This window comes from Nocardia sp. NPDC051832 (assembly GCF_040681285.1).
Taxonomy (GTDB): Bacteria; Actinomycetota; Actinomycetes; order Mycobacteriales; family Mycobacteriaceae; genus Nocardia.
This window is the reverse complement of sequence record NZ_JBFAYL010000001.1, coordinates 1,835,756-1,854,938: the sequence shown is the minus strand read 5'-3', so window position 1 is coordinate 1,854,938 and position 19,183 is coordinate 1,835,756. Positions and strand designations below refer to the sequence as shown.

The window sequence follows — 19,183 nt, the reverse complement described above, 5'->3', positions numbered from 1 at the left end:
GATTTAATCGCCGTGTGCCTGCCCAGAACCTCGCCGAGTCGCCCCTTCGCCAAAAGCTGATCGATGCCACCGAGGAGATGCTCCTCACCACGTCGTACGAGGATCTTTCGGTCCGTGCGGTCTGTGCCGCCGCCGATGCCAACGTCGCGGCCGTCCGGTACCACTTCGGATCGAAGGCCGCGTTGGTCGCCGCAGTCCTGCAGGACCGGCTCGGCCCTTTGTGGACCGACCGGCTCCGTGAGCTGATGGCAGATGCTGACGGCGCGGACGTGGCCACGTGTGTCCAGGCGATCGTCGCGCCGCTGCGTGACCTGGCGGCAGACCCGGTCGGTCAGGTGCGACTGCATCTGTTGACGCGAATCTTGTTCGTTCCCGGCCCGCAACCGTGGACGGATGAGTGGTTCGCGCTCAGTCCCTTCGTCGAGCTGGTCCGCCGTGCGTGTCCGGAGATCGGTGGCGAAGAGCTCGCACGGCGATGGGTGCTCGCCTTCCGGCTCATCCTGCTCGAGTTCGGCAATCCGATCGTCCGGCGTTCGGCTCCGGCCGAGGACGAGGTCGATGCGATGGTCCGGTTCGTCGTTGCCGGCCTGACGGCCGAGACCAGCGAGGCGCGGGCGCGGTGAGCGGCATCTTCACACCGGCCGACCTCGGTCCGCTGCGTCTGCGGAACCGTGTGCTGAAGGCGGCGACGTTCGAAGGACGAACACCCGACGCGGTGGTCACCGATGAGCTGATCGACTTCCACCTCGCCTACGCCGAGGGTGGGGTGGCCATGACGACCGTGGCCTATTGCGCCGTGTCCGAGGCAGGGCGCACCGACCGGCATCAGATCTGGATGCGCCCGGAAGCGGTGCCCGGCCTGCGCCGACTGACCTCGGCGGTACATGCCACCGGGGCCCTGGTCTCCGCGCAGATCGGCCATGCCGGCCCTGTCGCCAACGCCGCCTCCAACCGGCTACCGGCGATCGCGCCGTCCCGATTGTTCAGCCCACTCGGGATGGCGGTGGTCCAGCGACCCGAGGTGGCGGATGTCCGGGGCATCGTTCGCGCGCACGCCGAAGCGGCACGGTACGCCGTCGAATCCGGGTTCGATGCCGTCGAAGTGCATTTCGGCCACAACTACCTTGTGAGTGCGTTTCTGAGCCCACTGCTCAATCGCCGGCGTGACGGCTACGGCGGCGACACCCTCGCACGCGCTCGCTTGGCGCGCGAGATCTCCGAGGCGATCCGCCGCGAAGTGGGCGATCAGGTCGCGGTCATCGCGAAGCTCAACATGGACGACGGGGTGCCGGGTGGATTGCGACCCGACGAGAGCATCCGCGTCGCCCAGCTGCTCGAGCAGGATGGGCACCTCGACGCTCTCGAGCTGACGGCGGGGAGCTCGCTCCTCAACCCGATGTACTACTTCCGGGGGGCCGCTCCGCGTCGTGAGATGGCCGCGGTCATGCCATCCCCGGTCGGCGCCGCCATGCGCCTGGTGGGGCGCGCCTTCCTTCGTGAGTACCCCTACGAGCCGATGTATCTCATGGACACGGCTCGGCTGTTCCGCCGTCAGCTTGCGATGCCCCTGGTCTATCTCGGCGGCGTGACGGACGCCGCGGGAATGGACGCTGCCCTCGCGGCCGGGTTCGAGTACGTCGCCATGGGGCGGGCGCTGCTCCGCGAGCCGGACCTGCTGCGTCGAGTCGCCCGGGACTCGGCGGTCCGGTCCGCCTGCATCCACTGCAACAAGTGCATGCCGACGATCTTCACCCGCACCCACTGCCCCCTCATCCCCGTTCAAGGAGATCGACATGCGTGAACTCACCGGCCGGGTCGCGGTCGTCACCGGCGCCGGCGGGGGGATCGGCCGGGGGATCGCGCTCGAGCTCGCCCGTCGCGGGTGTGCGGTCGCGGTGGTCGATGTTCGGCGCGAAGGGGCCGAATCCACTCGGGACCTGTTGCTCGACAGCGGGATCGACGCGAGCGCCCACATCGTCGACGTCTCGGACGCCGATCAGATGACGGCCCTGGTCGGTGCGGTGGTCGCGCACCATGGGGCGGTGCACATCCTCGTCAACAACGCCGGTGTCACGTCCGCGGGTTCCTTCACCGAGGAGTCGCTCGAGGATCTGCGCTGGATCGTGGGTATCAACCTGTGGGGTGTCGTCCACGGCTGCCACGCCTTCCTGCCGGTGCTCGTCGAACAGGACGAGGCGCACATCGTGAACGTGTCCAGCATGGTCGGCATTCTCGGCCTCCCGCACAACGCGTCCTACGCCATGACCAAGGGCGCGGTCCGGTCGCTATCGGAGGCGCTACGCGGTGAACTGGTCTCCACGAACGTCGGCCTCACCACCGTCTTCCCGGGTGCGCATCGCACCGGCATCACCGACACGGCACGCGGAAGCCATCGAGACCTGTTGTCCCAGATGGGTTCGTCGCGGCTCGCGCCGATCGCCATGCGATCGCCGGCGCGCCTGGCACACCGCATCGTCGAGGCCATCGCGAAGGACAAGGCCCGCGTCGTCGCCGGCCCGGACGCCCGCGCCATCGACCTGTGGACCAGGCTCGCCCCCGGCCGCACCCGCCTGATCGGCAGGTTCACGGGCAGGATGGTAGTCGACCGATGAGCCGCAATCCGCTGCCGATGGTCTCAGACACCAGCTATGTGGGATTTGCGTCGGTCCGGTCGGTAGCCTTCCATTCCGGCCAGTGCGGGAATTGTTGCCGCCGGACCGGATCGGTGATGCCGCCCCAGCAGCTGAGATCGCGGGCAGGCCAGCCATTCCGCTCCGCGCCGGCGATGTAGACAGACTGATAGAACTCGAGCGCGGACCCCACAGGGTCTGCAGTGGCACGCGCGGCCTCGTAGGGGTAGTAGGCGCTGTGGCCGCTGCCGGAGGAAACCCATTGTGCGCCAGCGGGTTTGATGGCTTGTTCAGTGAGCTCGGCGGGCTCGGGGGCGGCGTAGGAGTAGAAGGTGGGCTCGGGGACTTTGTCGTCGCCGAACCAGAACCCCGAGGAGATGTCCTCGCGGGAGTAGGCCTCGCGGGTCACCGGATCGATGCTCTCGCCCATCTCGATCTGACGGGGCGAAAGCCGTTGCACGGCGATGTCGAAGGTATGCCAGAACAACTGCACCGGGCTGATCCGCCCGGAAAAGCTGGCGCTGAATTCCTCGAGGATACGTCCGACCTGGCTCTGCACACCGAAGGCGCGTTGTGCGAGATCCGGCGCGTAGTGGGCATGTTCGGTGTCCTCGGCGAAGGGGCGGTGGGTATCAGGCAGGTCGTAGGGGCGGGGCAGGGCCAGGGCGACGTCGATGCCGACGTCATGCAGGGCGGTCATCGACGCGGTGTAGAAGCTGGCGACCGATTGCCCGGGCAGTGGTACCACCGCTTGGGCGCCGTGGTCGGTGGCGATGCGCAGTTCGTGGTCGAAGAAGTCGAACGCGCAGGTGAAAACCGGGCCGTTGCGTGCGGTGCCGAGGGGGAGCGTAGTCCAGCCGCGGGCGGTGAGCCGCAGCGTGGTATGCCACCAGTGATTGCGCCGGATTCCCTTGGCCAGCGCTACTTTTCCGATGATCTGGGAGAAGCGGTGCAGGGTTTCCTTGGTGGGTCGCCAGGATTCCAGTGGAATCGCGGGCAGGGGTTCGGCGCGGACGTTGCCGGACGATCCAACTTGTGCCGCGGTAGTCGTCATAGCCGTTCCCTCCGCCGGAGATCCCATGCTTCGGTAGGTAACGCTATGTGATCGGCAGACCGTCGCGGGCACCCTGATCAGTGCCCCGGGACTGTCTTCGGGTGGTCAGCCGCCTTGGAGGCGTACCTCCGAGTCCAGGAGGGAGGCGAACTCGCTCAGCGCGGTCTCGTCGGGGTCGGCTCCGATCCTGTCGATGACCTGCGCGCGGTCGATCAGGACCAGGCCGGGTTCATCGCCGCCGGCGGTGATCTGCACGCGGCCTTCGACCAGTACCAGGTGAGCGTTATCGTCCGCGGCCAACAGTCTCCGCAGATCCGAAGCCGTGACAATTTCCATGGTCGATATTGTCGCTGTCGCCGGAAGCTCAATGCCCTACGCGGCCACTGTCCGGCGCGTCGGCCGGCCGCGGCCGGCACGGCGGTCGTGCACAGCGACAGGCGGCAACGAACCACGCCGACAGCCCACGCCCTCGGATTTGGCAGCGAACCACCCATGTCAACTTGATTGCGGGGCCGTTGTGGGCACAGCGTCTAGCCTCGGCCTTCGACGATGCGAACCGGGACAAGCCGAGCAGAAGTGAGGTAGCCATGCCCGAAGCACGGATTCCGATCGACGCATTGAATGCGGCGGACAGCGTGCTGCTCCTCATCGACTATCAGCCGCACATGTACAACGGTATGAGCGGCCGCGATCGCGACGGTGTGCACCGTGCGGCTTTGGCCTTGACCACGGCTGCGGCGATTCTCGAGGTTCCCACGGTGTTGACCGCGCTGAATCCGGCCTCCAATGGCGACTTTCGGGCCGATATCGCCGCCGCCGCGCCCGGCAGCGAGATCATCGTGCGGAAGGTTCCGGGTTTTGATTCGCTTGCCGATCAGGCCACGCTGGATGCGGTGCGCGCCTCGGGCCGTCGCAAATTGGTGCTGACCGGGCTCTGGACGTCGATGTGCATGTCTTTCAGTGCGCTGCATGCGTTGCGGGAAGGATTCGAGGTCTACGGCGTCTTCGACGGGGCGGGGGATATGTCGGCCGAGGCGCACGAGTGCGCGGTGTCGCGGATGACCCAGGCCGGTGTGGTGCCGGTGACTTGGATGCAGGTCGTCTCGGAGTGGATGGACAACTGGGCCAATCCCAAGTCGGGCGAGCTGATTTCGAAGGTGTACGCGGAATTCAACGTGACGATGGGTATGTAGCCCGAGGCGTCGGTCATGACAGCGTTTCGCGTGCTCGCGCTCGCGGGCAGTCTGCGCCGGGAATCTATCAGCCGCGGTCTCGCTGAAGCCGCGGTGCGCGTAGCGCCGCCCGGCATCGAGGGGGGATCCAATCACGCAAACCCGGTTTGGAGCATGTTGTACGATATGTCGTACAGCCTGCGAGAGGATCAGCGATGGCCAAGGCCCTACCGATTTCCACTGTGCGCCAGAACCTGTTCGGGTTGGTGCAGCAGGTCAACGACGACCATGACACCGTGACCGTGGTATCTAAGACCGGCGAGAACGCGGTGTTGATGGCCGAGAGTGATTACAACTCGCTGATGGAAACTTTGTATGTGCTCCGGACGCACGGCGGTGTGACCCTGCTTCAGTCTGCCGAGGACGCACGCGCAGGTCGCACCGATGCACACGGCCTCATCGACCCGGACGAGGAATGACCCGTGCCGGACCGCAAACTCACCTTCACCGCACAAGGCTGGAAGTCCTACACCGGGTGGCTCGCCACTGACCGGGCCGTGCTCAAGGGCGCGAACAAGATGATCAATGCCGCGTTGGGCGACCCGTTCGCTGGTATCGGTAAGCCGGAGCCGCTTCGCCACCAACTTGCCGGGCATTGGTCGCGCCGCATCACCCAGGAACATCGGCTGGTCTACTTGGTGACCGACACCGAAATTGTTGTAGTGCAGGTAGGTACACACTACGAAGACTGAGCGCCCTTAGGAGAACTGCCGTCGGGCCCGCCCCCGGGGCAAGGCTCGGAGATCAGATCGTCGATCAGTGACTCTTCGTGGACTGCCGGCCCCGTGTGCGACATGCCGGCCGCGGACGTCACCGCTTCGATAAGGGGTGAAGGTGGCACCGAGGACTTCGTCGAGTGCTGCCCGCGGGTGGATCGCGAGTTGCTGACAGTTGCCGGCGACCGACGATGAGGACGCGGTCGCCCAGGAGCGGGCCGGCGCGTCGCCGCAGTCGGAAAGCGGCGAATCCGCCGGGTTTGTGTGCGCGAGAGGGGACTTGAACCCCTACGTCCTAAGACACCAGAACCTAAATCTGGCGCGTCTGCCAATTTCGCCACTCGCGCTTGATGGTACGACCGTCCAAACTCTACCGGCCTTGACCGGGATCGCGAAGCTCTGGATGGGCGTGGCGTACTCGTGAGTAACCCGACCTGGGATTATAACGATTAGATAACTGCCAATATGAGGAGCACTCATGTTTCGTACGTGTTGGTAACCGATAGACCTGCGGGTTCAAACGTGAGTGGGCCTCATGTTTCTCGGCATTCTGGTACGGGTGTGCAGAAATACTCGGGGGTAGGGGGCGGGTGGGGAGGGAAACGTGAGGCTTTCCTCATGATTTTGTGCAATCCTCGCCGTAATCAGGCCTAGAGGTTGAGCAGCACCCTGCGTACCGGAGGGAGCGACGTGTCCGTGGGGCATGTCGCCAGGAGTAAGGAAGTCGAAGCGTCTTGACGATCAACGAGAGCACTGAGACCGGGACCGGACCGAACGCGAAGGTGGGCGCCCAGCGGGATGTGCGGGCGCCGTTGGTGGATCGTCTGCTGAGCGGTACTCCGTACGCGCTGGCATTCGGCGGGCAGGGCGCGCAGTGGCTGGGCGAGCTGGAGGAGATCGGGCGCGACAGCGCCCTGGAGCCCGAGCTGACCGCACTGGTGAACGAGGCGGCGACGCTGCTGGAACCCGTTGCGGCGCAGCTGCTGGTAGTGCGACCGGTCGGTTTTGACCCGGTCGGCTGGATGCTCGAGGACGAGCTCGCCGATGACGAGACGTCGTCCGCGCCGTCGGAGCACGTACTGCGCTCCGCCGCGGTATCGATGCCTGGTGTGCTGCTCACCCAGATCGCCGCGCTGAAGGCACTGAAGTTGCAGGGGCTGGATCCGGCCGAGCACGCGCCGGTCGCTGTCATCGGACATTCGCAGGGGCGGCTGGCCGCCACTGCCGTCGAGTCCGCAGGCGCGCGCGATGCCGAACTGCTCGCGATCGCCCAATTGATCGGTGCCGCAGCCGGTTTGGTCGCGCGTCGACGGGGGCTGATGCCGGTGGGCGAGCGCTCGCCGATGGTGGCGGTCTCCCATGTCGACCCGGCGCGGCTGCGCCAGGTCGTGGCCGAGGTCGGCGCGGGCGTGGACCCGCTTGCCGCCGCGGTGGTTTCGATCGTCAACGGCCGCCGCCGCGCGGTGCTGTCCGGCACTCCGGCACAGCTGGAGCGAGTGCGCCAGCGCTGCGCGCAGATTCACGACGAGCAGGCCAAGGCGCGCGACTCGAAGGTGCGCGGCGGTTCGGTGTTCGCTCCGGTCTTCGAGGACCTGACGGTCGACGTCGCGTTCCACCACCCGGCCCTCGGCGACACCGTCGAACTGGTCAGCGGCTGGGCCGAGCAGTGCGGGCTGGACGCGGCGCTCGCGGGCGCGCTCGCCCGCGAGATCCTGGTCGACCCGATCGACTGGGTCGCCACCGTCGACGACGCGGTCGCCACCGGCGCGCAATGGATTCTGGATCTGGGCCCCGGCGATCTGCTGAGCCGGCTCACCTCGGGCTCGCTCAAGGGCACCGGCGTCGGCATCGTCGCCGCCGCCACCCGTGCGGGGCAGCGCAGCCTGCTCACCCCGGGCGCCGCGCCCGAGGTCGCGCAGCCGTGGACGGCGTTCGCGCCCAAGCCGGTGCGGCTGCCGAACGGGCGGATCGTGGTGGAGACCGCGTTCACCAAGCTGACCGGTCGTTCGCCGGTCCTGCTCGCGGGCATGACGCCCACCACCGTCGACGCGAAAATCGTCGCGGCCGCGGCCAATGCGGGGCACTGGGCGGAGCTGGCCGGTGGCGGTCAGGTGACCGAGCAGATCTTCGCCGACCGCGTCGCCGAACTGAAGACGCTGCTGCACCCGGGCCGCGCGGTGCAGTTCAATTCGCTGTTCCTCGACCCGTACCTGTGGAAGCTGCAGCTCGGCGGTAAGCGCCTGGTACAGAAGGCCCGGATGGCCGGCGCCCCGTTCGACGGCGTCATCGTCACCGCCGGTATCCCGGAGCTGGACGAGGCCGTGGCGCTGATCCACGAGCTCACCGAGGCCGGTATCTCGCACGTCGCGTTCAAGCCGGGCACCGTCGCCCAGATCCGCGCGGTGCTGCGCATCGCCGACCAGGTCCCGGACTACCCGGTGATCATGCACATCGAGGGCGGCAAGGCCGGCGGGCACCACTCCTGGGAAGACCTGGACGACCTGCTGCTGGAGACCTACGCCGAACTGCGCAATCGCGCCAACGTCGTGGTGTGCGTCGGCGGCGGCATCGGAACCCCCGAGCGCGCCACGGAATACCTGATCGGCGAGTGGGCGACCCCGTACGGCTATCCGGTGATGCCGCTCGACGGCGTCCTGGTCGGCACCGCCGCGATGGCCACCTTGGAGGCCACCACCGCGCCCGAGGTCAAGCAGCTGCTCGTCGATACCCCCGGCACCCCCGACTGGGTCGGCGCGGGCACCGCGAATGGCGGAATGGCTTCCGGCCGTAGCCAATTGGGCGCCGACATCCACGAGATCGACAACGCCGCCTCGCGCACCGGCCGCCTGCTGGACGAGGTCGCCGGTGACGCCGAGGCCGTCGCGAAGCGCAAAGACGAGATCATCGCGGCGCTGAACGCGACCGCCAAGCCGTATTTCGGCGATGTCGCCACCATGACCTACCAGGACTGGCTGGAGCGCTACGTCGAGCTCGCGGTCGGCCTGGACCGCCGCAAGGACTTCGACTGCGGCAGCGACCTCGGCGACGCCATCCGCGAGGCCACCAGCTCGGTGTGGCTCGACATCACCTGGCGGGACCGTTTCGCGGAGATGGTGCGCCGCACCGAATCCCGCCTGCACCCGGCCGACCGCGGCGAGATCCCCACGCTGTTCGCCTCGGACGACGCCTTCGAGCGTCCGGTGGACGCGCTGTGCGCCCTGAAGGAGCAGTACCCGGCCGCCGCGCAGACGCTGCTGCACCCGGCCGACGTGCCGTTCTTCGTCAGCCTGTGCAAGATCCCGGGCAAGCCGGTGAACTTCGTGCCCGTCGTCGACGGTGACGTGCGCCGCTGGTGGCGCTCGGATTCGCTGTGGCAGGCCCACGATCCGCGCTACTCCGCCGACCAGGTCTGCGTCATCCCCGGCACCGTGGCCGTCGCGGGCATCACCCGCGTCGACGAGCCGGTGGGCGAGCTGCTCGACCGTTTCGAGCAGGACACCGCGTACTCCCTGGTCCGCGCCGGCGTGGTGCCGGTCGCCGTGGACGCGCGCCGCGTCGCCGGTGTGACCGCCGGTCCGATCGACACGGTGCTGGCCGCGCCGGATGTCGAATGGGCGGGCCGCACCACCATCAACCCGATCCACCGCCTCGGCGATCTGGACGAGTGGACCGTCGACGGGAAGGGCGCGGTGCACCCGCGCACCGGCGCCACTCTGGTCGAGACCACCGGCCCGGAGGCCGACCACTCCTACGTCGAGCTGAATGTGCCGCTGCTGGGCCGTGATTCGGTCACCATCCGGATCACCGTCCCGGCCTCCAGCTTCAACGGCGGCGCCCCCGTCATCACCGAGGCCGACGCCGACGCCGCCATGTCCGCGCTGCTCGCGGTCGCCGCGGGACAGTCGCTGCCAGAGGTAAAGGGCGGCACCGCGCACCTCAACATCGCCTGGACCCCGGATCTCATCGCCGACCACGCCGGAGTCACCGGTTCGGGGATGCCGGCCACGCTGAGCACGCTGGGCCGCACCGTGCCCGATGTGCTGGTGGGCGCCTGCTGGCCCGCCGTCTTCGCGGTGCTCGGCGCGACTCGCACCGCCGACGGTGCGAGCGTGATCGAGGGCATGCTCGATCTGGTCCATCTCGATCACCAGATCGAGCTGGCCGAATTGCCTTCCGACACCAGCGTTCTGGTGGTGCGCGCCAAGGCCGGCGAGACCGTCGACACCGACATGGGCCGCGTCGTCGAGGTCCGGGTGAAGATCACCGGAATGCTCGACAAGCCCGAGACCGGCCTGTCGATGCCGACCGTCGCCACCCTCACCGAGCGGTTCGCGATCCGCGGCCGCAACGGCGCGGGCGAGCTGTCCGATCCGCCGCGCGCGGCGGGCAGGCTGTCCGGCAGCGCGGTCGACACCCCGCGTCGCCGCCGTCGCGATGTCACCATCGTCGCGCCGCGCACCATGCACGCCTTCGCGCATGTCTCCGGCGACCACAACCCGATCCACACCAGCGACTCGGCCGCCAAACTGGCCGGGCTCGGCGGTCCGATCGTGCACGGCATGTGGCTCTCGGCCGCCGCGCAGCACGCGGTGTCCGCGGTGGATCCGGAAAGCTCGGTGCCCGCCCGCACCATGACCGCCTGGACCACTCGCTTCCTGGGCATGGTCCGTCCCGGCGCCGAGATCGACGTGCGCGTCGAGCGGGTCGCGGTGGACGCGGGCAGCGAGATCGTCGAGGTCTCCTGCCGCACCGGCGGTGACCTGGTGATGACCGCGACCGGTCGCACCGCCGCCCCGAAGACCGTCTACGCCTTCCCGGGCCAGGGCATTCAGCGCAAGGGCATGGGCCTGGACGCGCGCTCGCGGTCCAAGGCCGCCAAGGAGGTCTGGGAGCGCGCCGACAAGCACACCCGCGACGCGCTCGGCTTCTCCATCCTCGCGGTGGTGCGGGACAACCCGACCTACCTCAAGGCTCGCGGCATCGAACACCGGCACCCGGACGGCGTGCTGCACCTGACTCAGTTCACCCAGGTCGCCATGGCGGTCCTCGGTGTCGCGCAGGTCGCCGAGCTGCGCGAGGCCGGCGCGTTCGTCGAGGGTGCGATGCTGGCCGGTCACTCGGTCGGCGAGTACAACGCGCTCGCCGCCGTCGCCGGGGTGCTGCCGCTGGAGGCCGTGCTCGAGGTGGTGTTCCAGCGCGGCTCCGCCATGCACGAGCTGGTGCCGCGTGATGCGCAGGGCCGCAGCGACTATCGGATGGCCGCGATCCGTCCCTCGCAGATCGGGCTGCCCGACGCCGAGGTCATCGGGTTCGTCTCCGGTGTCGGCGAACAGGTCGGCGAGTTCCTCGAGGTCGTGAACCTGAACCTGCGCGGCTCGCAGTACGCCATCGCGGGCACGGTCGCGGGCCTGGAAGCCCTGGAGACCGAAATCGACCGCCGCCGCGAAGAATTCGGCGGCAAGCGGGCCTTCATCCTGGTGCCCGGCATCGACGTGCCGTTCCACTCCACGGTGCTGCGCAAGGGCGTTCCGGAGTTCCGGCACAAGCTCGAGCAGCTGCTGCCCGAGGTGCTGGATCCGGAAGTCCTTGTCGGACGCTACATTCCGAACCTGGTGCCGCGGCCGTTCAACCTGGAGCGCGCCTTCCTGCAGGAGATCGCGGAGCTGGTGCCCTCGGAGCCGCTGAACGCGGTGCTCGCCGACTTCGACAGCTGGTCGCAGCGCCCGGCCGAACTGGCCCGGGTGGTGCTCATCGAGCTGCTGGCCTGGCAGTTCGCCAGCCCGGTGCGCTGGATCGAGACGCAGGACCTGCTGTTCACCGACACCGCCCACGGTGGCCTCGGGGTCGAGCGGTTCGTCGAAATCGGTTTGGGCGCAACGCCTACCGTGGCGAACCTGGCCAGCCAGACGCTGAAGCTGCCGGACTTCGGCGGCGTCACCGTCGAGGTGCTCAATATCGAGCGTGAGGCGGCGGTCGTGTACTCGACCGACACCGATCCCGCCCCGGTCGACGAGCCCGTGGAGGAAGCAACCGAAACCGCCCCGGTCGCGGCGCCTGCCGCGGCGGCCGCCCCGGTCGCGGCGCCTGCCGCTGCCTCCGGTGGCCCCCGCCCGGACGACATCGCGTTCTCCGCCGCCGACGCCACCCGCGTGCTGATCGCATTGTGGACCAAGCTGCGACTGGACCAGATCGGCCCGGTCGACACCATCGAGGGCCTGTGCGACGGCGTCTCCTCGCGGCGTAACCAGCTGCTCGTCGACCTCGGCGCGGAGCTCTCGCTCGGCGCCATCGACGGCGCCGCCGACGCCGACATGGGCGCGCTCTCGGCCACCGTCGAGCGCCTGGCCCGCACCTACAAGCCGTTCGGCTCGGTGCTGTCCGACGCCATCGGCGACCACCTGCGCAAGGTCTTCGGCCCGTCCGGCAAGCGGCCCGCCGCCATCGCCGAACGCGTCAAGAAGGTCTGGGAGCTGGGCGACGGCTGGGCCAGCCATGTCACCGCCGAGGTTTCGCTCGGCACCCGCGAGGGCGCCAGCGTGCGCGGCGGCTATCTGGGCGGACTGGTCTCCGGCGCGCTCGGCGACGCGGCCTCCGTGGACGCGGCCATCGACGCCGCCGTGCAGGCGGTCGCCGCCCGGCGCGGCGTCGCGGTGTCGCTGCCCTCCGCCGGTGGCGGCGGGGGAGCGACCGTGGACGCGGCCGCCCTCGGCGAGTTCACCGAGCAGATCACCGGACGCGGCGGCGTGCTCGCCACGGCGGCCCGGGTGGTGCTCGAGCAGCTCGGCCTGGCCGAGCAGATCTCCGCCCCGGAGGCCACGACCGACACGCTGGTGGATCTGGTCTCGGCCGAATTGGGTTCGGACTGGCCGCGTTTGGTCGCGCCCGCGTTCGACGCCAAGAAGGCCGTGCTGATCGACGACCGCTGGGCCACCGCTCGCGAGGACCTGGCCAAGCTGTGGCTGGACGTCGATACCGCCGAAGTCGCGGTCGACGGCTACCTCGGTGCGGGCGAAGCCGTTGCCGCCCAGGCGAACTGGTGGCGCGAACGCGCCAAGCACGAGGCCCGTTCGGTGCTGGCCGGCGTCTACGGCCGGATCGCCGAGGCCGCGCTGGACACCGGCGACGAGGGCCTGTGGTCCGACGACATCGCCGTGATCACCGGCGCCAGTAAGGGTTCCATCGCGGCAGCGGTCACCGGGCGGCTGCTCGGCGGCGGCGCGACCGTCGTGGTCACCACTTCGAGCCTCAACGACGACCGGCTCGCGTTCTACCGCAAGCTGTACCGCGAGCACGCCCGGCACGGCGCGGCGCTGTGGGTGGTTCCGGCCAACATGGCGTCCTACCAGGACATCGACGCGCTGATCGACTGGGTCGGCACCGAACAGGTCGACAATGCCGGCGGCGCGAAGATCAAGACCAAGGACGCGATGACCCCCACCCTGCTGCTGCCGTTCGCGGCGCCGCGGGTGGCGGGCGACCTCGCCGACGCGGGCGCCCGCGCCGAAATGGAGATGCGGGTCCTGCTCTGGTCGGTCGAGCGGCTGATCGGCGGGCTGTCCAAGCTCGGCGCGGATCACGACGTGGACGCCAAACTGCATGTGGTGCTGCCGGGTTCGCCCAACCGCGGCATGTTCGGCGGCGACGGCGCCTACGGCGAGTCGAAGGCCGCGCTGGACGCGGTCGTCGGCAAGTGGCGGGCCGAGAAGTCCTGGTCGACGCGGGTCACCCTGGTGCACGCGCTGATCGGCTGGGTGCGCGGCACCGGTCTGATGGGCGGCAACGACCCGATGGTCGCCGCCGTGGAGAAGGCCGGCGTGCAGACCTGGTCCACCAGCGAGATGGCCGACGAGCTGCTCAAGTGGTGCACCTCGCGGGCCCGTCAGGTCACCATCGCCGGACCGCAGCAGATCGACCTCACCGGCGGACTGGCGCGGGCCAAGCTGGACCTGCCCGCGCTGGCCAAGCAGGCCGCCGAGCAGCTGGCCGAGGAGACCGTCGAAGACGATGCGGCAGTGACCATTCCGGCGCTGCCCGCGCCGCCCACCCTGAGCTCGGCGCTGCCGGTGCCGGAGTGGGGTGAGGTCACCGCCGACCTCGCCGACATGGTCGTCATCGTCGGCGCCGGCGAGCTCGGTCCGTACGGTTCGGCCCGCACCCGCTTCGAGGTGGAGGTCGACGACGAGCTGTCCGCCGCGGGCGTGCTGGAGCTGGCCTGGACCACCGGCCTGGTCACCTGGGAGCACGATCCCAAGCCGGGCTGGTACGACGCCGACTCCGGTGACTTCGTGCCGGAATCGGAGCTGGCCGAGCGCTACCACGACGCCGTGGTCGAGCGCTGCGGCGTGCGCCGGTACGCCGACGAAGGCGCGATGGTCGACAACTCCTCGCCGCTGATGACCTCGGTGTTCCTGGATCAGGACCTGTCGTTCACCGTCGGCAGCGAGGCCGAGGCGCGGGCTTTCCACGCCGCGAATCCGGAGCAGACCATCATCACCCCGGTCGCCGACGCCGGCGACTGGACCGTTACCCGCAAGGCGGGCACCGAGATTCGGGTGCCGCGCCGGGCCAAGCTGTCGCGCACCGTCGGCGGTCAGATCCCCACCGGCTGGGACCCCACCATCTGGGGTATCTCCGCCGACATGGCCGCCTCGGTGGACCGGGTCGCGCTGTGGAACATCGTCTGCACCGTGGACGCGTTCCTGTCCTCGGGGTTCAGCCCGGCCGAGCTGATGAGCTGGGTGCACCCGTCGCTGGTGGCCAACACTCAGGGCACCGGCATGGGCGGCATGTCCTCGATGCGCTCGCTCTACATCGACAACCTGCTCGGTGAGCCGCGCCCGAACGACATTCTCCAAGAAGCGCTTCCGAACGTGGCGCTGGCGCATGTCGTGCAGTCCTACGTCGGCAGCTACGGCGCGATGGTGCATCCGGTCGCGGCCTGCGCCACGGCCGCGGTGTCGGTCGAGGAGGGCGTCGACAAGATCCGGCTCGGCAAGGCCGAACTGGTGGTCGCCGGCGGCTACGACGATCTCGGCATCGAGGGCATCGTCGGCTTCGGTGACATGTCGGCCACCGCGGACTCGGCGGCGATGAGCGCCAAGGGCATCAGCGATCGCTACTTCTCCCGCGCCAACGATCGCCGCCGCGGCGGGTTCGTCGAATCGCAGGGTGGCGGAACGGTACTGCTGGCTCGCGGTGACGTGGCCCTGGAGATGGGCCTGCCGGTGCTCGGTGTGGTCGCCTACGCGCAGTCCTTCGCCGACGGCGTGCACACCTCCATCCCCGCGCCCGGTCTCGGTGCGCTGGGTGCGGGCCGGGGCGGCGCGGATTCCCGGTTCGCGGTCGAACTGCGCAAGCTCGGCGTCGGCGCGGACGACATCGCGGTGATCTCCAAGCACGACACCTCCACCGCGGCCAACGATCCCAACGAGTCCGAGCTGCACGAGCGCCTCGCCACCGCCATCGGACGCTCCGAGGGCGCGCCCATGTTCGTGGTGTCGCAGAAGAGCCTGACCGGGCACGCCAAGGGCGGCGCGGCCGCGTTCCAGCTGATCGGCCTGTGCCAGGTGCTGGAAAACGGTGTGGTGCCGCCGAACCGGAGCCTGGACTGCGTCGACGAGAAGATGCAGGCGTACCCGCACCTGGTGTGGGCGCGCGAACCGCTGCGCTTCGGCGAGCGTTTCCCGCTCAAGGCCGGCCTGGTCACCTCGCTCGGCTTCGGGCATGTCTCCGGCCTGCTCGCGATCGTGCACCCGGAGGCGTTCGTCCAGGCCATCGCGCCGGGCCGGCGCGAGGAGTACCAGGCCAAGGCGCAGGAACGGCAGCTCAACGGCCGCCAGCGGTTCGCCGAGGCCATGTGCGGCGGCGCTCCGCTGTACGAGCGTCCGGCCGACCGTCGCCTGGGCGCGGACGGCACGCCCGCCAAGCAGATCCGTCAGCTCGAAGCCGACGTGCTGCTCTCGCCCACGGCGCGCCTGAGCGAGAACGGCACCTACCGCGCCGACGGATTCGGCTGCGGCACCGGCGCTGTCATCGTGGGCCAACTGGACGAGGGTGCTACCTCGTAGTGAGTTCTGCCACTACGCTGCACTGAGAAACCGAGGGGCAGCCGCTGCGAAGCGGCTGCCCCTTCTCTCGACATTTGAGGAGCCACAACGCAGTGACAGTTCTGGGTATCGGTTTGGACCTGGTGACCATTTCGGAGTTCGCCGAACAACTTGAACGGTCCGGAACCACTATGGTCCGGGAGAGTTTCACGGCGGGGGAGCGGCGCTACTGCCAGAGCAAGCCGACCGATTCGGCCCGTCACTACGCCGCCCGCTGGGCCGCGAAGGAGGCCGTGATCAAAGCCTGGGCCTCCACCCGTTTCGCGCGCTCGCCTCAAATCGGCGACAACCCCTACCCTTTGATCGAGGTCGTCAACGACGCCTGGGGCCGCCCCAGTATCAAATTGCACGGACTCGCGGCGGAGTTCCTGCCGCGAGTAAGGGTGCACCTCTCGCTGACCCACGACGGCGACACGGCCGCTGCGATGGTCATCCTGGAGGATCCGGGCGAACTCGCCGACATCATCGAGGGGCGCAGCGCCACTCAGTAGTCAGAATTCCAGTTCATCCCAGGGGATGTGAATCGGGAACGGCACCGAGATGCGGATGCCGTCCGGGTCGTCTTCGGGTTTCCACTCGGCGATCTCGACGTAGTGCACGGGCTTCAGAGGTGTGATACCGGAAAACAATTCCTCGGTGTAGCTGAGCAACGCGGAAACAGTGACGCGGGCAATACCGCGGGGTTCGCGCGCGAGTTCGACTTCCCAGTACATCGAGATTCCGGCGTCGGCGTACCGGGCCTTCTTGGCTCTGATTTCACTCTCGGTGTTCGAGGGCGACAGCACCTCGCCTACCAGCACGACATCGTCGAAATGGACGTACTCGAACTCTTTCGGCAGGCATCGGTAGACCACGAAATCCGGGGTGACGAAGTCATTCTTATGGCTGCGATCGAGGAACACATTCGTTTCGCTATTGGCGATCCAGCACTGCTCCGGGTTCGTGGATCTGTGCTCACGAGCGCTTCGGTCCAGTCCGTACCAGAGACGGTTGCGGAACTGCTGATGTTCGGGCGTCCCGGTGCGCATCCAGACGACGCGGCCTTCCCAGAGCTCGATCTGGCCTGCGATGTGATCAGGCAGCTTGACTAGCTCCTCCCAGGTCATGTACTCGGGAAGATCCGGTCGGCCCTTATCGTCCAGCGTCATATGCGGAATCGACATAACTGCATGGTAGCCCTCAGCGACCGCTGGCGGAACGGGATTCCTTCTCGGCCACAAGGAGATACGCGACCATCAGTCGCTTCAGCTCCGACACAGCGTCCTTGTGACTCTGCTCGTCCTGCACCGAGAAGTTCAGCATCGAGTACACGACGTGCACGAGCACCTCGGCCATCATGGTGCGCCGGGCGCGGGGGGTGCGCGGAGTCAGTGGCCGCAGCATCTGCGCCACTACTTCCGCGAACTCCTTCTCGTGGATCGCTCCGGTCGCCCGCGTCGACGGGGTCGACTGCATGGCCAGCCAGACCTCGCGCCGGGACGGGTCGGTCATCCAGAGGCCGGCCATGTGGTCGACGAACTGGTTCATGTGCCGCAGCCAGTCCAGGGACGGGACTTCGCCGTGGAAGTCGGCGAGTTCCTGGGAGACCGCCACCAGGTCTTGACGATTCAGCTCGCAGACGATCACGTACTTGTTGGCGAAGAACTGGTACAGCGTGCCGATGGGCACCTCGGCGCGGGCCGCGACCTCTTCACAGGTGAAGGATTCGAAGCCGACTTCGGTGAGCAATTCCCGGGATGCCTGCAGCAAGGCATCGAACTTTCGCTTGCTGCGCTCCTGCGTAGGCCGGCGGCGCGGCATGAGTTCCTGCGGGTCGTCCTGCAACTCCAACGCGGGGTCCAGGTGCCGCTTTGCCCTGGCCTCCGTGTGCACATCCACCGCTCCAGGCTAGCGCTACCGACACGCGCACGACACGCGCATGCGGTCTGCGTGTCCAGGTCTTGTCACATTTCACCACCCATCCGTGCCCCGGGACAGTGCCGAACACATACCGAGCGCGCGTGGCAGTTTCATTTTCTCGAGGCCAGGCGTGCGTTGACCGAGGTTCAGGGTTCAGACCGGGAAGGCGTATCTGTGGTAGCTCGATCTGTGGTCACTCTCGGCGTTTCCACCGAACGCGGTGCCGTGCACGCGGTAGCGCTGGCCGAAACCGGCGAGCGGCTACCGGAGCGCGTGCTGCTGCACCGGGTGGCGAAAACGCAGGGCGATAGCAAGGCAGAGGTGGCGGCGGCCGTGCACGCGGCGATGGACGACATCGCCGCGGAGCTCGATGACGATCTGGAGATCGCGGGGGCCGCCGTCGCTTATCGCGACGCGGCCGAACGCCGCGCCATCGTCACCGAACTCGCTTCCGGGCAATGGCATACAGCGTCGCTGGTGTCGGCGAAGGCGGCGCATCTGTCCGTCGCGGGCGCGATGACCTGGCTGAGCGAGTTCGACGATCTGGTCATCTGCGAGGTGGTCCCGGGCTTTCAGGCATTCACCCTGATCGACCGGTACCGCAGCCGCGTGCTGGCCGCCACCGGTCAGGCGGGCGGCGCGACGGCGGATTCGCTCGGCGCGGCGGTCACCGCGGCGTGGGATCAGTTCGAGGCGGCCGCGGTCCGCCCGGACGCGGTGGTGCTGATCGGGTCCGCCGCGGATGCGCCCGCGGTGCGGGCGGCCGTGGACGGCTTCGGCGCACCGGTGCTGCCGTGCCGGATCGCGGAGGTCGCGCCGGCGGTCGGCGCGGCGTTGTTCGCGATGGCCGATATCGGCGGTCTCGCCGAAACTGTCGAGCAGGCGCACCCCGTGCGCGGCACCGCGGCGGTGTTCGCTGCGGCCAGCGTGCTGGCCGGCGGGCTCGTCGTGGGCGGCCTGTATGTCACCAATTCGCGCGCCACCCCCGCGGTGGTCGCGGATACCCGGCTCGGCGCCGACAACCGGATCATCGTGGACACAGGTTCCTCGTCCCCGGATACGGGTTCGGCGAGCGGTTCGTCGGCGGGCATCTCGGTCGAGCCGGCTATGCCGCCGGTGGCCGAGGCCGCGGGGCCGATCGCGGGCACCGGCGCGGGGCCGCAGCCGACGATCGTGGTGCTCGACACCCCGACGCCGACGGGTTCGCAAGCGCTGGTCGGGTCGCGCTGGGGTCAGACCAAGCCGGAGACCCCGATGCCGCTCGAGGAGCTCGGTGCGGCGCACGAAGCCGAACCGGCGCCGGCCGCGTTCCTGCCGGGTTCCGGCATCCCCGGCGGGCAGACCGCCAGGGCCGGTGCGCCCAACAATTCGCTGCTGTTCCCGGGCGAGACGCCGCCGCCGCCCGCGTTCACCCCCGAGTCCTACCGCTGGTGGGACAACCACGTCCGGATGATGATGACGTGGGCGACGCAGCAGATCATGCCTGCGTGAGCTGAGTATCCGAAAGGCCCGGCGCCACAACGGCGCCGGGCCTTTCGCGTGCACG

Annotated in this window: 13 protein-coding genes and 1 tRNA gene; 9 read left to right on the top strand and 5 right to left on the bottom strand. The window is 68.7% G+C overall.

The genetic code is table 11. The annotated features are described in order from the left end of the window. Nucleotides 1-14: 14 nt before the first annotated feature. Genes AB0M14_RS08295 through AB0M14_RS08285 form a run of 3 tightly spaced genes read left to right on the top strand, consistent with a single transcriptional unit; the run spans nucleotide 15 to nucleotide 2,612 of the window. Nucleotides 15-623, top strand: coding sequence for a TetR/AcrR family transcriptional regulator (locus AB0M14_RS08295; RefSeq protein WP_364990419.1), 609 nt, complete (start codon nucleotides 15-17; stop codon nucleotides 621-623). Next, nucleotides 620-1,801, top strand: coding sequence for an NADH:flavin oxidoreductase (locus AB0M14_RS08290; RefSeq protein ID WP_364990416.1), 1,182 nt, complete (start codon nucleotides 620-622; stop codon nucleotides 1,799-1,801). Before AB0M14_RS08295 ends, AB0M14_RS08290 begins: the two co-directional genes overlap by 4 nt. Then, nucleotides 1,794-2,612: an SDR family NAD(P)-dependent oxidoreductase gene (locus tag AB0M14_RS08285; protein ID WP_364990412.1), complete on the top strand. Its 819-nt coding sequence runs from the start codon at nucleotides 1,794-1,796 to the stop codon at nucleotides 2,610-2,612. Before AB0M14_RS08290 ends, AB0M14_RS08285 begins: the two co-directional genes overlap by 8 nt. A gap of 34 nt (nucleotides 2,613-2,646) precedes the next feature. Here AB0M14_RS08285 and AB0M14_RS08280 read toward each other — a convergent pair whose 3' ends face one another. Next, the gene (locus AB0M14_RS08280) at nucleotides 2,647-3,684 is read right to left on the bottom strand and encodes a DUF5996 family protein (protein WP_364990408.1); all 1,038 of its coding nucleotides are present in this window, start codon (nucleotides 3,682-3,684) and stop codon (nucleotides 2,647-2,649) included. Between the two features lie 105 nt (nucleotides 3,685-3,789). Next, entirely contained in the window at nucleotides 3,790-4,020 is a 231-nt protein-coding gene (locus AB0M14_RS08275) for a hypothetical protein (RefSeq protein ID WP_364990405.1), read from the bottom strand. 8 nt (nucleotides 4,021-4,028) lie between these two features. Here AB0M14_RS08275 and AB0M14_RS08270 point away from each other — a divergent pair, with 8 nt between their 5' ends. From AB0M14_RS08270 to AB0M14_RS08260, 3 genes are all read left to right on the top strand, one after another. Further along, a complete protein-coding gene (locus tag AB0M14_RS08270; protein ID WP_364990402.1) occupies nucleotides 4,029-4,877 on the top strand; it encodes an isochorismatase family protein in 849 nt (282 codons plus the stop codon). A 194-nt stretch (nucleotides 4,878-5,071) separates the two neighbouring features. Further along, the gene (locus AB0M14_RS08265) at nucleotides 5,072-5,335 is read left to right on the top strand and encodes a type II toxin-antitoxin system Phd/YefM family antitoxin (protein WP_364990398.1); all 264 of its coding nucleotides are present in this window, start codon (nucleotides 5,072-5,074) and stop codon (nucleotides 5,333-5,335) included. 3 nt (nucleotides 5,336-5,338) lie between these two features. After that, nucleotides 5,339-5,608, top strand: coding sequence for a Txe/YoeB family addiction module toxin (locus AB0M14_RS08260; RefSeq protein WP_364990396.1), 270 nt, complete (start codon nucleotides 5,339-5,341; stop codon nucleotides 5,606-5,608). Nucleotides 5,609-5,897: 289 nt separating this feature from the next. Here the strand turns inward: AB0M14_RS08260 and AB0M14_RS08255 are convergent. Then, nucleotides 5,898-5,979: transfer RNA gene (locus AB0M14_RS08255), tRNA-Leu, on the bottom strand. Nucleotides 5,980-6,366: 387 nt separating this feature from the next. On the opposite strand from AB0M14_RS08255, the gene AB0M14_RS08250 reads away from it, so the two are divergent. Continuing rightward, nucleotides 6,367-15,699: a fatty acid synthase subunit beta domain-containing protein gene (locus tag AB0M14_RS08250; protein ID WP_364990393.1), complete on the top strand. Its 9,333-nt coding sequence runs from the start codon at nucleotides 6,367-6,369 to the stop codon at nucleotides 15,697-15,699. 92 nt (nucleotides 15,700-15,791) lie between these two features. Continuing rightward, a complete protein-coding gene (locus AB0M14_RS08245; RefSeq protein ID WP_364990390.1) occupies nucleotides 15,792-16,229 on the top strand; it encodes a holo-ACP synthase in 438 nt (145 codons plus the stop codon). Here AB0M14_RS08245 and AB0M14_RS08240 read toward each other — a convergent pair whose 3' ends face one another. Continuing rightward, on the bottom strand, nucleotides 16,230-16,901 hold the full coding sequence (locus AB0M14_RS08240; RefSeq protein ID WP_364990387.1) for a Uma2 family endonuclease: 672 nt from the start codon (nucleotides 16,899-16,901) through the stop codon (nucleotides 16,230-16,232). It abuts the gene before it with no gap. A 16-nt stretch (nucleotides 16,902-16,917) separates the two neighbouring features. Next, a complete protein-coding gene (locus AB0M14_RS08235) occupies nucleotides 16,918-17,538 on the bottom strand; it encodes a TetR/AcrR family transcriptional regulator (RefSeq protein WP_364991409.1) in 621 nt (206 codons plus the stop codon). Nucleotides 17,539-17,811: 273 nt separating this feature from the next. Between AB0M14_RS08235 and AB0M14_RS08230 the strand changes: the two genes are divergently transcribed. Next, entirely contained in the window at nucleotides 17,812-19,128 is a 1,317-nt protein-coding gene (locus tag AB0M14_RS08230) for a hypothetical protein (RefSeq protein ID WP_364990383.1), read from the top strand. Nucleotides 19,129-19,183: the final 55 nt, after the last annotated feature.